General features: G+C 70.7%; 11 protein-coding genes and 1 pseudogene. 7 read left to right on the forward strand and 5 right to left on the reverse strand.

The genetic code is table 11. From position 1 onward, the window contains the following. Positions 1-108: 108 nt before the first annotated feature. Positions 109-3,330 (reverse strand): BTAD domain-containing putative transcriptional regulator, encoded by a 3,222-nt coding sequence (locus OG574_RS38495; RefSeq protein WP_326776975.1) that lies wholly within the window; start codon positions 3,328-3,330, stop codon positions 109-111. A gap of 82 nt (positions 3,331-3,412) precedes the next feature. On the opposite strand from OG574_RS38495, the pseudogene OG574_RS38500 reads away from it, so the two are divergent. The 4 genes and pseudogenes from OG574_RS38500 (at position 3,413) to OG574_RS38515 (ending at position 8,167) form a co-directional block, all read left to right on the forward strand. After that, positions 3,413-4,658: pseudogene (locus tag OG574_RS38500) on the forward strand (MFS transporter). Positions 4,659-4,711: 53 nt separating this feature from the next. Next, positions 4,712-5,809 (forward strand): alkene reductase, encoded by a 1,098-nt coding sequence (locus OG574_RS38505; protein WP_326776976.1) that lies wholly within the window; start codon positions 4,712-4,714, stop codon positions 5,807-5,809. A 288-nt stretch (positions 5,810-6,097) separates the two neighbouring features. After that, positions 6,098-6,301, forward strand: coding sequence for a cold-shock protein (locus tag OG574_RS38510; protein WP_100598391.1), 204 nt, complete (start codon positions 6,098-6,100; stop codon positions 6,299-6,301). 330 nt (positions 6,302-6,631) lie between these two features. After that, positions 6,632-8,167, forward strand: a complete 1,536-nt coding sequence (locus OG574_RS38515) for a DEAD/DEAH box helicase (protein WP_326776977.1) — start codon at positions 6,632-6,634, stop codon at positions 8,165-8,167. A 68-nt stretch (positions 8,168-8,235) separates the two neighbouring features. Here the strand turns inward: OG574_RS38515 and OG574_RS38520 are convergent, their stop codons facing one another. Beyond that, positions 8,236-9,198, reverse strand: coding sequence for an electron transfer flavoprotein subunit alpha/FixB family protein (locus OG574_RS38520; RefSeq protein WP_326776978.1), 963 nt, complete (start codon positions 9,196-9,198; stop codon positions 8,236-8,238). A gap of 63 nt (positions 9,199-9,261) precedes the next feature. After that, positions 9,262-10,047 carry an electron transfer flavoprotein subunit beta/FixA family protein gene (locus tag OG574_RS38525; protein WP_326776979.1) on the reverse strand — a complete coding sequence of 262 codons (786 nt, stop codon included), beginning with the start codon at positions 10,045-10,047 and terminating at the stop codon, positions 9,262-9,264. Positions 10,048-10,189: 142 nt separating this feature from the next. Here OG574_RS38525 and OG574_RS38530 point away from each other — a divergent pair, with 142 nt between their 5' ends. From OG574_RS38530 to OG574_RS38540, 3 genes are all read left to right on the forward strand, one after another. Further along, positions 10,190-10,858 carry a TetR family transcriptional regulator gene (locus tag OG574_RS38530; protein ID WP_100598846.1) on the forward strand — a complete coding sequence of 223 codons (669 nt, stop codon included), beginning with the start codon at positions 10,190-10,192 and terminating at the stop codon, positions 10,856-10,858. Positions 10,859-11,039: 181 nt separating this feature from the next. Continuing rightward, on the forward strand, positions 11,040-11,411 hold the full coding sequence (locus tag OG574_RS38535; protein ID WP_234374819.1) for a Zn-ribbon domain-containing OB-fold protein: 372 nt from the start codon (positions 11,040-11,042) through the stop codon (positions 11,409-11,411). A 66-nt stretch (positions 11,412-11,477) separates the two neighbouring features. Beyond that, a complete protein-coding gene (locus OG574_RS38540; protein ID WP_326776980.1) occupies positions 11,478-12,341 on the forward strand; it encodes a 3-hydroxybutyryl-CoA dehydrogenase in 864 nt (287 codons plus the stop codon). A 21-nt stretch (positions 12,342-12,362) separates the two neighbouring features. Here OG574_RS38540 and OG574_RS38545 read toward each other — a convergent pair whose 3' ends face one another. Then, entirely contained in the window at positions 12,363-13,625 is a 1,263-nt protein-coding gene (locus OG574_RS38545; protein ID WP_326776981.1) for an arginine deiminase, read from the reverse strand. Positions 13,626-13,665: 40 nt separating this feature from the next. Continuing rightward, complete coding sequence (locus tag OG574_RS38550; protein ID WP_326776982.1) at positions 13,666-15,126, reverse strand: basic amino acid/polyamine antiporter; 1,461 nt, start codon at positions 15,124-15,126, stop codon at positions 13,666-13,668. Positions 15,127-15,175 lie beyond the last annotated feature (49 nt).

Raw genomic sequence — 15,175 nt, forward strand, 5'->3', positions numbered from 1 at the left:
GTCGCCGAATGGCAGGACTGCGTACTGGGTAGGCGCGGGCGCCCCCGCGAGCGCGTCGCGCATCCCGCGCCCGGAACACGCGGCCGTGGACCTCGTCCCCGGCGCTCCCTAGCCCCCAGGAGCTCGGTCTGACGCGGCAGCGTGAAAGTGGAGCCGCGCGGTGTCCGCCGCCTTCTCCGGGGACAGATTCGCGCCCTCCCGGTACGCCTGCGCGAAGGCCGTCTCACCCAGCGCCGCCGTCGCCCTCGCGGTGACGCGGTCCACGTCGCCGCGTTCCGCGGGCGGGAGTGGGGCGCCCGCGCTGCGGCGGGCCGCGTCTGCGGCCCCGAGGAGCTCGGCCGCCCGACCCGCGGCGTCGGTGAGTGCTGCCGCGCCCGCCAGGCCCTCCAGGGAGAGGGCCACGGCGCGCGGCTCGCCGATGGCGCAGGCGACGTCCAGGCCGAGGAGATGGTGGGCTGCCGCCCCGCCCGCATCCCCGCGCAGTTCGGCGACGAAGCCCCGTTCCGCCTGGAGCAGATGATCGCCCGCCTCCGACGACACGTCACCGAACTCGTCGCGGATGCGCAACAGATGCGCCTCCGCCGCGTCGAGGTCGCCGGAGCGGCGTGCGCCGAGGGCCAGGCCCATCTCGGCGTGGAGCTCCCCGTACTTGTAGCCCTGTTCGGACGCTGATCGCCGGGCTTGCTCGTGCAGGTCGGCGGCCCGGTCCCAGCCGCGCTCGAGCAGCGCGAGCCGGCCCAGGCCCGAGAGCCGGGCGGAGACCTCCGCGTCCAGGCCGAGTTCCCGCGCCATACGCAGGCCCTCTTCATGGCGCCGGGCGGACTCCGCGTACTCACCCTTGATCTCGGCGAGCGCCGCCAGTGGCTCCACCGTCTGCAACTCGCCCCACCGGTCCCCGAGTTCACGGAAGAGCGCCGCGCTGCGCAGCCCGTCGCGCCCGAGCGCGTCCAGGTCCCCGCGGATGAGCGCATGCATCGCCCGCAGCCCGAGACCCGCGGCCGTACCCCACCGGTCGCCCTCGGCGGCGAAGAGGGCGAGCGCCTGCGCGACGGCCTCCTCGCTGGCGGTGACGTCACCCGACCTGAACAGGCCGTACGCGGAGAACCACACGGCGCGCCCCCGCCGCACAGGATCGGCGACCGCGGCGTCCGGGCACGGCGTCGCCGGGGGCCGCTCTCCCGTCATCAGCCCGAAGGCATCGCTCAGTACCCGGAGTTCGCCCGCGGACGGCGCCACGGCGAGTACGGCAGACAGGGCACGACGGGCCTCGCTCGGTCGGCCCCGCAGCAGCCACCACCAGGACAGGGCGGTCGCCAGGCGCACGGCGTCCTCGGCCGCACCACCCGTCGACGCGCGCCGCGTGGCTTCGTCGAGCGCCGCCCGCAGATTGGCGGTCTCGGCGTCGAGCCGGCCGAGCCACTCGCGCTGCCCGCGCCCACGGAGCCGGGGCTCGGCACGCTCGGCGAGTTCCGTGTAGTGGCGCAGATGCCGGTCGCGTACTCCGTCGAGTTCGTCGGTCTCGTGCAGGCGCTCCGTCGCGTACGCGGCGACGGACTCGAGGAACCGGTAGCGGGGGCCCGTACCTCCGGGGCCGGTCACCACGACGACGAGCGACCGGTCGACCAGCCGCGTCACGAGGTCGAGAACCTCGTCGCGGCGCACCCCGCCGCCCGCGCACACCTCCTCCGCCGCCTCCAGAGTGCACCCGTCGCGGTGCACGGCCAGGCGGCGCAGCACGGTCCGCTCAGGAGCGCTGAGCAGGTCCCAGCTCCAGTCGATGACCGCCCGAAGGGTCTGCTGACGCGGCGGGGCACCCCGTCGCCCCGACGTGAGTACCCGGAAGCGGTCCTCGAGCCGGGCCGCCAACTCCCCTACACCCAGGGCCCGTACGCGCGTCGCAGCCAGTTCGAGGGCGAGCGGGATCCCGTCGAGGCGCCGGCAGATCTCCAGTACCGCCGCACAGGTCTCGGGAGAGGCTCCGTCGAGCGGGAAACCGGGGGAAGCCGCCGCGGCGCGCGCCGTGAACAGGCGTACCGCGTCCTCGGGTTGCAGTGGTTCGACCGCATGCACCGTCTCTCCGGCGACGCACAGCGGCTCCTGGGTGGTGGCCAGGAGCCGCAGGTGCGGCGCCCGGCTCAGCAGCGTATCGGCGAGCTGCGCCACCGACTCGACGACCTGCTCGCAGTTGTCCAGGACGAGCAGCGACCTGCGGTCCCGCAGAGCTGTGGCGAGCCGTTGCTCGGGCGCGGCCGGCGCGCCTTGCCCGGGCGGCCCCGAAAGCGCGTCGTCCCGCAGGCCGAGCGCCGCCGAGACGACCTGCGCCAGATCGGCCACGCTCCCGCGCTCACCGGCGAGTTCGACCAGCCACACCCCGTCGGGTGCGTCCTGGGTTCGACGCGCCGCCTCGACCGCGAGCCGCGTCTTGCCGACCCCGCCCGGGCCGGTGAGCGTGACCAGCCGTTCCGTGGAGAGCAGCCGAGCGATCTCGGCCAGCGAACGGTCACGGCCCACGAGCGCCGTGAGCGGGGCGGGAAGGTTCGACCGGGGAGGTGCGGACTGAGGCACAGCGCCCGCAGGAGAGACCGGGGGAGGGGCGAGCGACGGGTCCTGGCGCAGGATCGCCGCGTGGAGCGCGGCGAGTTCGGGGCTCGGGTCGAGCCCGAGCTCGTCCGCGAGCCGGCCCCGAAGCTCCGCGTACGAGGCCAGCGCCTCACTCTGCCGACCCGTCAGATACAGCGCCCGCAGCTGGACGGCACGCAGCCGTTCCCTTAGCGGATGGCGCGCGACGAGGCCCGCCAGCTCCCCGGTCAGGAGCGTGAGGTCGCCCGACTCGAGGAGCGCCTCGGCCCGTTCCTCGAGGACGGCCAGCCGCTGCTCCGTCAGGCGCTGCGCAGCAGCACGTACGAACTCCTCGTCCGCGAAATCCGCGTACGCCGGACCGCGCCACAACTCCAGTGCCTCGGTGAGGAGTTCGGCCCGTTCGCGCGGGCCCACCGCGGATCCCGCCCGGTCCACCAGGTTCAGGAAGCGGTGCGCGTCCACTTCGTCACCGGCCTCGTCGAGGCGGAGCCGGTAACCGGGCGCCTGGCGCACCACACGGTCCCGGCCGAGCGCCCTGCGCAGTTGGGAGACCTTCGCTTGGAGGGCGTTGGCGGGGTTTCCAGGAAGGTCGTCGCCCCACAGCCCGTCGATGAGGCGGTCGGCGGAGACGGGCCGCCCCTCGTGGACCAGCAGTGCGGTGAGCAGGGCCCGGACCTTCACCTCGGGAACCGCGACCGGCTCCCCGTCGCCGTCCCGCACCGTCAGTGGACCAAGCACCCCGAACCGCATGGGAGCACCGTACACACGCCGCGGCCGCTGACCGTCAGCGGACCATCAGCGTTCCCGAAGCCCCGACCTGCACTGTCGTCGCATGAACGGAGCAGACGTCACCAGAACAGAACCGACCGACAGGTCATCCGCCACCGCCGCCGTCATCGGCCCGGCGCACAAGCACAAACTGCCCCTCCCCGCCCTGCTCGCGCTCGCCACCGCCGTCTTCGTCACGAGCCTGACGGAGACACTGCCCGCGGGCCTGCTTCCCGCGATGAGCCGGGACCTGGGAGTCGGCGAATCGGCCACCGGGCAGACCGTGACGGTCTATGCGATCGGCACCGCCCTCACGGCGATCCCCCTCACCGCGGCGACCGCCGGATGGCGCCGCAAGCGGCTCCTGATGACGGCGATGGCGGGGTTCGGTGTCGCCAACACGGTCACCGCCGTCTCGACGAACTTCCCCCTCACGATGGCCGCCCGGTTCGGGGCGGGCGTCGCCGCCGGTCTGGCCTGGGCGCTCCTCGCCGGTTACGCCCGGCGCCTCGCGCCCGCCCACCTCCAGGGCAGGGCCATCGCGATCGCGATGGCGGGCATCCCGGTCGCACTGTCCCTGGGGGTGCCCGCGGGCACGTTCCTCGGCAAGGCCGTGAACTGGCAGACCGCGTTTCTGAGCATGACCGGCCTCACCGTCGCCCTGCTCGGATGGATCGCCGCGGCCGTCCCTGACCAGCCAGGAGTGCGGCAGGAGACCCGGCCGCCGATCCTGCGGGCGCTCCGTGTGCCCGGCGTGCCCCCGGTCCTCTTCGTCACCCTCGTCTTCGTTCTGGCCCACACCGTCCTCTATACGTTCGTCGCGACGTTCCTCGACGGCGTGGGCATGGGGAACTCCACCGACCTCGTACTGCTCGCCTTCGGAGCCGCGTCCCTGGCGAGCATCTGGATCGTGGGCGTCCTGATCAACCGACACCTGCGCGCCCTGACCGTCGCGGCCGCGCTGCTGGTCGCCGTGGCGGCGGCCGTACTCGCCCTGCTGTCCGACAGCCCCGCCCTGGTACGCGGCCGTGACGCTGTGGGGTCTCGGCTGGGGCGGCGCTCCCACGCTCCTGCAGACCGCCGCGGGCGACGCGGGAGGCGAGTCGGCGGACGCGGCGCAGGCCATGCTCGTCACCCTCTGGAACGTGGCCATGGCCGGCGGCGGAATCGCCGGCGGGATCCTCCTCGACCTGGCCGGATCCCGCTCCTTCCCCCGGACGGTCCTCCTGCTCCTGATTCCCGTACTCGCCGTGGTCGTCGCCGCCCGCAGCCACGGATTCCCCGCCCGCCGCACGGCGAGGACGTCATGAACGGCCACACCGCACACCGTCACACCACTCACCCTGATTCAAGGAGCACCGCCATGACGACGTCCCGCCTCTTCGAAACCGCTCGCCTCGGCACGCTGACCCTGCCCAACCGCCTCGTGATGGCGCCCATGACCCGTAACCGCGCCACAGCGGACGGCGTCCCGCAGCCCGTCATGGCCACCTACTACGCGCAGCGCGCCACCGCGGGCCTGATCATCGCCGAGGCGTCCACGCCCAACGCCGTCGGACAGACCTACGCCAACATCACGGCCATCCACAACGAGGCCCACGTCGAGGGCTGGCGGCACGTGACCGACGAGGTCCGCGCCGCCGGCGGCCGGATGTTCCTCCAGCTCCAGCACGGCGGCCGGATCGGGCACCCCGACAACAGCGGCGGTCTGACACCGGTCGCCCCCTCACCCGTCCCGCTCCCCGACACCATCCACACCCCGACCGGCCACCAGCCCGCCGTTGTACCGAAGGAGATGACGCCCGACGACATCCGCTCCACCGTCGCCGACTTCGCCGAAGCCGCCCGCAAGGCCGTGGCGGCGGGCTTCGAAGGAGTGGAGGTGCACGGCGCCAACGGCTACCTCCTCCACCAGTTCCTCGGCCAGGGCACCAACCACCGCACCGACGCCTACGGAGGAACCGTCGAGGGCCGCATCCGGTTCGTGGTCGAGGTGGTCCGCGCCGTGGCCGACGCGATCGGCCCCGAGCGGGTGGGCCTGCGGATCTCCCCGGGACTCACCGTCAACGGCATGGACGAGGGAGACACCGACGACATCTACCCGGCACTCGTCGACGCCCTCTCGGACCTGGACCTCGCCTATCTGCACATCGTCTTCGCCGACCCGGACAACCCGCTCTTCCAGGACCTCCGCAAGCGCTGGACCGGCACGCTGATCGCCAACCCCGTGCTGCCTCGGGAGCGGATTCCCGCCGACGGCGGCAGACACGAGGGCGAGTGCCTCCTGGCCGCCGGCGCCGACCTTGTGGCACTCGGCCGCCCGTTCCTGGCCAACCCGGACCTCGTCGAGCGGCTGCGCGTGGGCGCAACGCTCAACCAGGTCCGCGACAGGTACCTGATGTACGTAGGAGGGGAGACGGGCTACACGGACTATCCGTTCCTGTCCGACAGCCGCCGATGAAGTGAATATTCGGGGCCCGGGGCGCCGGGATTTGCTCAACCTGGGGTGAAGGTTCGCGGCGACGCGCGAAATATCCTGGCTCACCGTGCCCCGAAGCTCGTTTCGTGCTAGTCTCGATCTCAGTTGCAGTTGTGGTTCCCATAGATACTTCAAGTGCCTTAGGTGACTTCACGTTGCCGGGCGCTTTTCTATTTCCGGATGCATTTTTCCGGGCGGGGCAATCATTGCGGCGACGCCGAGGTTCGCACAGTGCGGATCACGGGCACTGCCCCGAAGGAGAATTTGCATATGGCTACTGGCACCGTGAAGTGGTTCAACTCGGAAAAGGGCTTCGGCTTCATCGAGCAGGAGGGTGGCGGCCCCGACGTCTTCGCCCACTACTCGAACATCGCCACCCAGGGCTTCCGTGAGCTTCAGGAAGGCCAGAAGGTGAACTTCGATGTCACGCAGGGCCAGAAGGGCCCGCAGGCGGAGAACATCGTTCCCGCCTGACGCTGAAGCGTTGAGCGCAGCTGGTGCCCGTACCCCAGTGGTACGGGCACCAGCTCGTTGCTGTTTGCGGGGCATCCCGCCCGGGTAGGCACGACCACCGGGTGGCACACCACCCCGGCGGGGCGCCCAGACCCCCGCACCCCATTGATCCGGCCCGTCCGAGAGCCGCCTGCCGCCGCGGAATCCCAGTATTCCTACGTCAGGCGTCGCCATTCTCCGTACCGGCGCGCCGGCTGATTTTCAGTCTGCTATTCGGCTCGTTCTTGCAATTCGTCCGGCACTCATACGCCGGGAATTCCTCGATACGTGCCATATCGAGGAAGGTTCTCCATGAACCGTTCAGCTCGCACGAACGACCGTTACTCCAACCCTCGCCGGGGCTCCGCCGGCGGTGACCGGGGCGCCCGTTTTCGACCCCAGGGCCAGGGCCAGGGACGCACCGGAGGCAAGAGCTCCGGTGGCTACGGGCGCAGGTCCGCCGCGCCGCAGGGTGAGTTCGCCCTGCCTGTCACCGTCACGCCCGCCCTCCCCGCCGTGGAGACCTTCGGAGAGCTCGACCTGCCGGCCGAGATCCTCAAGACGCTCACCGGCCTCGGCGTGACCGTGCCGTTCCCGATCCAGGCGGCCACACTGCCGAACTCGATCGCGGGCCGGGACGTCCTGGGCCGCGGCCGCACCGGCTCCGGCAAGACCCTCGCCTTCGGGCTCGCGCTCCTCGCGCGCCTCGCGGGCCAGCGCGCCGACGCCAAGCAGCCCTTCGGCCTCATCCTCGTCCCCACGCGGGAGCTCGCCCAGCAGGTCACCGAGGCGCTCACCCCGTACGCCCGGTCGCTGAAGCTGCGGATGGCCACCGTCGTCGGCGGCATGTCCATCGGCCGTCAGGCCAGTGCGCTGCGCGGTGGCGCCGAGGTCGTCGTCGCGACGCCCGGACGCCTCAAGGACCTCATCGAGCGCAAGGACTGCCGCCTGGACCGGGTGAAGATCACCGTCCTGGACGAGGCCGACCAGATGGCCGACATGGGCTTCATGCCGCAGGTCACCGAGCTGCTCGACCTGGTGCACCCCGAGGGCCAGCGGATGCTGTTCTCGGCCACCCTCGACCGCAACGTCGACCTGCTGGTGCGCCGCTACCTGCACGACCCGGTCGTCCACTCCGTCGACCCGTCGGCGGGCGCCGTCACCACGATGGAACACCACGAACTGCATGTGCACGGCGCCGACAAGTTCGCCGCCGCCACCGAGATCGCGGCCCGCGACGGGCGGGTCATCATGTTCCTCGACACCAAGCACGCCGTCGACCAGTTCACCAAGCACCTGCTCGGCAGCGGCGTGCGGGCCGCCGCCCTGCACGGCGGGAAGTCCCAGCCGCAGCGCACCCGCACCCTGGCCCAGTTCAAGGCCGGTACGGTCACGGCGCTCGTCGCCACGAACGTCGCGGCGCGCGGCATCCACGTCGACAACCTCGACCTCGTGGTCAACGTCGACCCGCCGAGCGACCACAAGGACTACCTGCACCGCGGCGGCCGTACGGCCCGTGCCGGTGAGTCCGGCAGCGTCGTCACCCTCGTCCTGCCCAACCAGCGCCGCGACATGAGCCGGCTGATGCGCGACGCCGGTATCCGGCCGCAGATCACCCAAGTCCGGTCCGGCGAGGCCGAGTTGAGCCGTATCACCGGTGCTCAGGCGCCCTCCGGCGTCCCGATCGCCGGCCCCGCGCCGGCCACGGAGCGGCCCAAGCGCGGCGGTGCCCCGTTCCGCGGCATGGGCTCGCGCCCGGGCCGCGCCGGTGGTGACTCGCGCCGCACCTCCGAGGCCCGCCAGCTCGCCGATGCCCGCAAGGCCGCGCGGGTCCGCCGCGCCGGCTGAGGCATACGCACGAAGGCCGGAGGCCCGGGACCGATATCGGTCCCGGGCCTCCGGCCTTCGTGCTGCTGTCAGCCCTTGCGGGTGGTGACGTTCTCGGTGAGTTGGGGGACGACGTCGAAGAGGTCGCCGACGACGCCGTAGTCGACGAGGTCGAAGATCGGGGCTTCGGCGTCCTTGTTGACCGCGACGATGGTCTTCGAGGTCTGCATGCCGGCCCGGTGCTGGATCGCGCCGGAGATCCCGTTGGCGATGTAGAGCTGCGGGGAGACACTCTTGCCGGTCTGGCCGACCTGGTTGGAGTGCGGGTACCAGCCCGCGTCGACCGCGGCGCGGGAAGCGCCGACCGCCGCGCCGAGGGAGTCGGCGAGGGCCTCGATGATCGCGAAGTTCTCGGCGCCGTTGACGCCACGTCCGCCGGAGACCACGATCGCGGCCTCGGTCAGGTCGGGACGCCCGGTCGACTCACGCGCCGTGCGCGCGGTGACCTTCGTGCCCCTGGCCTGGTCGGAGAACGACACGTCCAGCGTCTCGACCGCACCGGCGGCCGGGGCGGACTCGACCGGGGCACTGTTGGGCTTGACGGTGATGACCGGGGTGCCCTTGGCCACCCGGGTGGTGGTGGTGAAGGAGGCGGCGAACGCCGACTGGGTGGCGACCGGACCCGAGTCACCGGCCGTCAGGTCGGTGGCGTCGGTGATGACACCCGACCCGATCCGTACCGCCAGACGCGCCGCGATCTCCTTGCCCTCCGCCGAGGACGGCACCAGCACGGCGGCCGGGGACACCGCGTTGTAGGCGGCCTGCAGCGCATCCACCTTCGGCACGACCAGATAGTCGGCGTACTCGGACGCGTCGTGCGTGAGCACCTTCACGGCGCCGTGTTCGGCGAGGGTCGCGGCGGTGTCGGCGGCGCCGGCACCGATCGCCAGCGCGACGGGCTCGCCCAGACGGCGGGCCAGGGTCAGCAGTTCAAGGGTGGGCTTGCGGACGGCACCGTCCACGTGATCGACGTAGACCAGAACTTCAGCCATGGAACTTCTTCTCTCCTGCGTGCGAAAGATGAGGACAGAGCGGGTGATGCGAGCAGGCGGAACTCAGATGAACTTCTGGCCCGCGAGGAACTCGGCGAGCTGCTTGCCGCCCTCGCCCTCGTCCTTGACGATCGTGCCCGCACTGCGCGCCGGACGCTCAGCCGCGGAATCGACCGTCGTCCAGGCACCCTCCAGGCCCACTTCCTCGGCCTCGATGTCCAGATCCGACAGGTCCCAGGAGGTGACCGGCTTCTTCTTCGCCGCCATGATCCCCTTGAACGAGGGGTAACGCGCCTCGCCCGACTGGTCGGTCACCGACACCACCGCCGGCAGGGACGCCTCCACCTGCTCCGAGGCGGTGTCGCCGTCACGGCGCCCCTTGACCACACCGTCCTCGACCGACACCTGCGACAACAGCGTCACCTGCGGCACACCCAGACGCTCCGCCAGCAGCGCCGGCACCACACCCGCCGTGCCGTCCGTGGACGCCATACCCGAGACCACCAGATCGAAGCCGGCCTTCTCGATCGCCTTCGCCAGCACCAGCGACGTGCCCACGATGTCCGTGCCGTGCAGATCGTCGTCCTCGACATGGATCGCCTTGTCCGCGCCCATCGACAACGCCTTGCGCAACGCGTCCTTCGCGTCCTCCGGACCCACCGTCAACACGGTGATCTCCGCCTCGTCCGCCTCGTCCGCGATCTGCAACGCCTGCTCGACCGCGTACTCGTCCAGCTCCGACAGCAGCCCGTCCACATCATCACGGTCCACCGTCAGGTCATCAGCGAAATGCCGGTCCCCCGTCGCATCCGGCACATACTTCACGGTGACAACGATCCTCAAGCTCACGCCGGCTCTCCTACCCTGTAGTTCCTGAAAGCGACACTATGGCACTCAGTACCCTCTGGCAAGGTACGTGGTGCCAGATGGGCCTCTTCGGTGTTACGTTCCCGGCATGACTGAGGCGACCAGACCGGCCAAGAAAGCGCCGATGCGCGAGGTGCTCGCCGAGGCGGCGTTCCAGCTCTTCCTCGACCGGGGTTTCGAGCAGACCACGGTCGACGACATCGTCGCCCGTGCGGGTGTCGGGCGCAGGTCGTTCTTCCGGTACTTCCCGTCCAAGGAGGACGCGGTCTTCCCGGATCACGAGCGCTGCCTCGCCGACATGACGGCGTTCCTCGAAGAGGCCGACGGCAGCGACCCGGTGGGCACCGTCTCCGACGCGGCGCGTCTCGTGCTGCGCATGTACGCGGCCAACCCCGAGTTCTCCGTGCAGCGTTATCGCCTCACGCGTGAGGTGCCGGGGCTGCGGACGTACGAGCTGTCGGTGGTACGGCGCTACGAGCGCACCCTGGCGGGCTATCTGCGGGAGCGTTTCGAGGGGGAGCGGGACGGCGCGCTGCGGGCCGAGGTGATCGCGGCGTCCGTCGTCGCCGCCCACAACAACGGGCTCCGAACCTGGCTCCGTTCGGGTGGTGAGGGAGACCCGTACGCGGCCGTGGACCACGCTCTGGGGATGGTGCGCGGTGTGTGGAGTGGCGCGGACCGGAGTGCGGCCCTGCCCGCCGCCGAGGACGAAGTCGTCGTGATGGTGGCCCCGAAGGGTGCCCCGATGTGGCAGGTCGTGCAGCGGATCGAATCGGCCTTGGGGCAGGGCTGAGGGCTCGGTCCGGGGACGCATCTGACTTGATTTGGCACTCAGTGCCTTTACAGCACGGAACTCAGTGCCATACGGTGCGGAGGCGCCGACGCGATGGTGCGGCGCATCAGAGCCGAGCGCAGGGGGCCGAGCCGTGTCCGAGACAGCAACAGCAACCCACACCGCGCCGATCGGGCACGACGTGTCCCACGCCGCGCCGACCGGCCCCGACGGGACCGGCCTGACGATCCAGCGCTGCCGATGGTGCGGCACCGCCTCGTTCCGGCGGCTGCTGTGTCCGGTGTGCGCGTCGAGCGATCTGCAGGCCGAACACAGCGACGGTCTTGGCGTCGTCGTGCAGTCCAGCGTCGTGAACCGGTACACGGGGACGGCGCGAAACGAGTCCCTCGTCCGCTTCCCCGAAGGCTTCGTGTTCCGGTGCCGCGTCGTCGGCGCGGCACCGAACCTGGTGTGGATCGGCGCCCGGGTGCGACCCGTGGCCGGCAGCGACCCCGACGCCGGGGAAGTGGTCTTCGAGCTGTGCGACACGGGTGGACGCACCGACTGGCAGTGACTCTGCCGTATTGCGACAACGGGTGGCCCGGCAACCGCGGGCGGCCGTAAGAGAGGACGATTTTCGATGCGTGAGTTCGGCAGAGTGGGCGTGGTGGGCTGCGGCCTGATGGGATCGGGCATCGCGGAGGTCTGCGCCCGCGCCGGTCTCGACGTCCTGGTCGCCGAGCGCGGCGAAGAGGCGCTTGCGGCGGGCCGGTCCCGTATCGTCACGTCCCTCGACCGCGGCCTGCGCAGCGGCAAGTTGAGCGCGGACGAGCGCGAAGCCGCCCTCGCCAGGCTGGAGTTCACCACCGACCTCGACGAGTTCGCCGACCGTGACCTGGTCGTCGAGGCCGTCGCCGAGCAGCCCGACGTGAAGACCGCCGTGTTCAAGGAGCTCGACCGGGTGCTCGGGGGCGGGGACGCGATCATCGCCTCCAACACCTCCTCCATCCCGATCATCGACCTCGCCGCGGTCACCTCGCGCCCCCAGCAGGTCGTCGGCGTCCACTTCTTCAACCCCGTCCCCGTACAGCGTCTCGTCGAGGTCATCCCGACGCAGCTCACCGCGCAGAGCGTCACCGACGCGGTGACGGACTTCGCTGAGCGGCGGCTCGGCAAGACCGTCGTCCACGCCCAGGACCGGGCGGGCTTCGTCGTCAACGCCCTGCTGATCCCGTACCTCGTCTCCGCCGTCAGGATGCTGGAGTCGGGGGCCGCGTCCGCCGAGGACATCGACAACGGCATGGTGCTCGGCTGCGCGCATCCCATGGGCCCGCTGCGCCTCCTCGACCTCATCGGCCTCGACACGGCGCAGTCCATCGCGGAGTCGATGTACGACGAGTTCAAGGAGCCGCTGTACGCGCCCCCGCCGCTGCTGCGCCGCATGGTCGCCGCGGGCGCGCTCGGCCGGAAGTCGGGGCGCGGCTTCTACGCGTACGACAGCTGAGCCGGGCGCACTCGGCGCCGGTCAGAAGTCGACGGGGTCCCGGATCAGCGGGCACGTCATGCAGTGTCCGCCGCCTCGGCCGCGGCCGAGTTCCGCGCCGACGATGGTGATGACCTCGACGCCCGCCTTGCGCAGCAGGGTGTTCGTCTGGGTGTTGCGGTCGTACGTGACGACGACGCCCGGTTCGACCGCGACGGCGTTGTTGCCGCTGTCCCACTGCTGGCGCTCGGAGGCGTAGACGTCGCCGCCGGTCTCGATGACGCGCAGTGCGCCGAGGCCGAGCGCCTTCGCCACGACGTCGACGAACGGGCGCGAGCCTTCGTCGGCGATGTGGAGGCCGGACGGATCGCTGCCGGGGCGCAGCGTGAAGGTGTGGACGGCGTCCATGATGGCCGGGTAGAGCGTGACGATGTCGCGGTCGGCGAAGGTGAAGACGGTGTCCAGGTGCATGGCGGAGCGCAGCTTCGGCATACCGGCGACGATGACCTGCTCCGCAGCGCCGTTCCTGAAGAGTTCGGCCGCCACCTGAGTGATCGCCTGCCGTGAGGTGCGCTCGCTCATGCCCATCAGGACGACCCCGTTGCCCACGGGCATGATGTCGCCGCCCTCGAACGTGGCCTGGCCCCAGTCCCGTTCGGGGTCCCCCCACCACACGGTGGAGCCCATGAAGTCGGGGTGGAACGCGTAGATCGCCTTCATCAGCAGGGTCTCGTCGTGGCGTGCGGGCCAGTACAGCGGGTTGAGGGTGACGCCCTCGTACAGCCAGCAGGTGGTGTCGCGGGTGTAGAGGGTGTTGGGCAGGGGCGGCATGAGGTACTCGCGTACGCCCGTCGACTCGCGGACCAGGGCGACGTAGTCGGAGCGGAACTCGTCCGGCAGGTCGGTGGTGGCAAGCCCGCCGACCAGATACTCGGTGAGACGGTGCGGGCTGAGCTCGTCGAGGAAGGCCCGGGTGTCGTCCATGAGGCCGAGACCGACCTCGTTCGCGACGATCTTGCGGTCCAGGAGCCAGGCCTTCGCCTCGGGGATCAGCATGGTCTCGGCGAGGAGTTCGTGCAGTTCTACGACGTCGACGCCGCGCCCTCGCAGCTTGTTGACGAAGTCGGCGTGGTCGCGCTGGGCGTTCTCCACCCACATCACGTCGTCGAAGAGGAGGTCGTCGGAGTTGGTCGGGGTGAGCCTGCGGTGGGCGAGGCCGGGCGCGCAGACCAGGACCTTGCGCAGCGTGCCGACCTCGGAGTAGACGCCGAGCGCCGGCTCGGCCGTGGTGTCGTTGCTGGTCACGATGTGCCTTTCCAGGGAGTCGGTGCGACGGGCGGGCCGGTCAGAGGCTGATCCAGCCGGCCGCCAGGGCGATGACGCCGAGGACCGCTCCGGCCACGGACACCGCGAGGATGACGAGTTCGGTGGGGGAGAACAGGCGTCTGCCCTGTTCGCGGCGGGCCATCACGAAGAGGACGGTGGCGGGCGCGTAGATGATGAGGGACACCAGGACGAACTTCACCCCGGCCGCGTAGAGAAGGAACGCCGTGTAGACGGTCGCGATGACCGCCACGACGAGTTCGCCGCGCGAGTCGCGGGCCCCGGCGGTCAGTTCGTCCGGCCGCAGCGCGATCTTCACGGCGAACGCGGCGGCCAGCAGGAACGGGATCAGCGACAGGGCGCTGGTCAGATCGAGCGCGAAGTTGAACGCGTCGTCCGAGAACGAGGTGATGACCAGGACGACCTGGGAGAGGGCCGTGGTCATCACAAGTGCGGGCACGGGCACGTCGGTGTGGTTCGTACGGGCCAGGAACCGCGGCATGTCCTTGTCCCTGGCGGCGACGAGGAGGACCTCGGCCGACATCAGCGTCCACGCGAGATAGGCGCCGAGCACGGAGATGATCAGGCCGACGCTGACGAACACCTTGCCCCAGGTGCCGACCGCCTCCTCGAGAACGCCCGCCATGGACGGCTGGCGCAGCTCGGCGATCTCGCTCATCGGCAGGATGCCGTACGACACGATCGTGACGGAGGCGAAGACGGCGAAGACGCTCAGGAAACCCAGGACGGTCGCGCGGCCGACGTCCTCGCGGCGTTTGGCGTGGCGGGAGTAGACGCTCGCGCCCTCGACGCCGAGGAACACGAAGACCGTCGCCAGCATCGTCCCTCTGACCTGGGAGAACAGTGAGCCCGCATAGTCGGCGCCGCCGAAGTTCTCCGCGAAGACGTGCGGCTTGAGGCAGAACAGGGCCAGCACGACGAAGACGAGGATCGGCACGACCTTCGCGACGGTGACGACGCGGTTGATCGTGGCCGCTTCCTTGACCCCTCGCCGGATCAGGAAGAAGAACGCCCACAGCCCTGCCGAGGACAGGATGATCGCGAGGGCGGTGTCGCCGTCGCCGAGGGCGGGGGCGATCGCGCCGATGGTCGACATGATCAGCACCCAGTACGTCACATTGCCGACGCACGCGCTGGCCCAGTAGCCGAAGGCCGAGAAGAAGCCCAGATATTCGCCGAACCCGGCCTTGGCGTACGCGTACACGCCGGCGTCCAGATCGGGCCTGCGGACGGCGAGCGTCTGGAAGACGAAGGCGAGCATCAGCATGCCGGTGCCGGCGATGGCCCACGCGATCAGGGCGCCGGCCACGCCGGTCTCCTGCGCGAAGCGGCTCGGCAGGGAGAAGACGCCGGCGCCGACCATGGATCCGACGACCATCGTCGTCAGCGTGAGGAGGGTCAGCTTGGCTGTGGGCGACTGCTCGGGCTGGTCGGCGGAAAGGGTGCCTTCTGCCTGCGTCATGTCTTCCTCTGGCCGTGGGGCGTTGGAACCGGCAGAGGACGACCATATT

Origin of the sequence: Streptomyces sp. NBC_01445, assembly GCF_035918235.1 — a bacterium.
Taxonomy (GTDB): Bacteria; Actinomycetota; Actinomycetes; order Streptomycetales; family Streptomycetaceae; genus Streptomyces.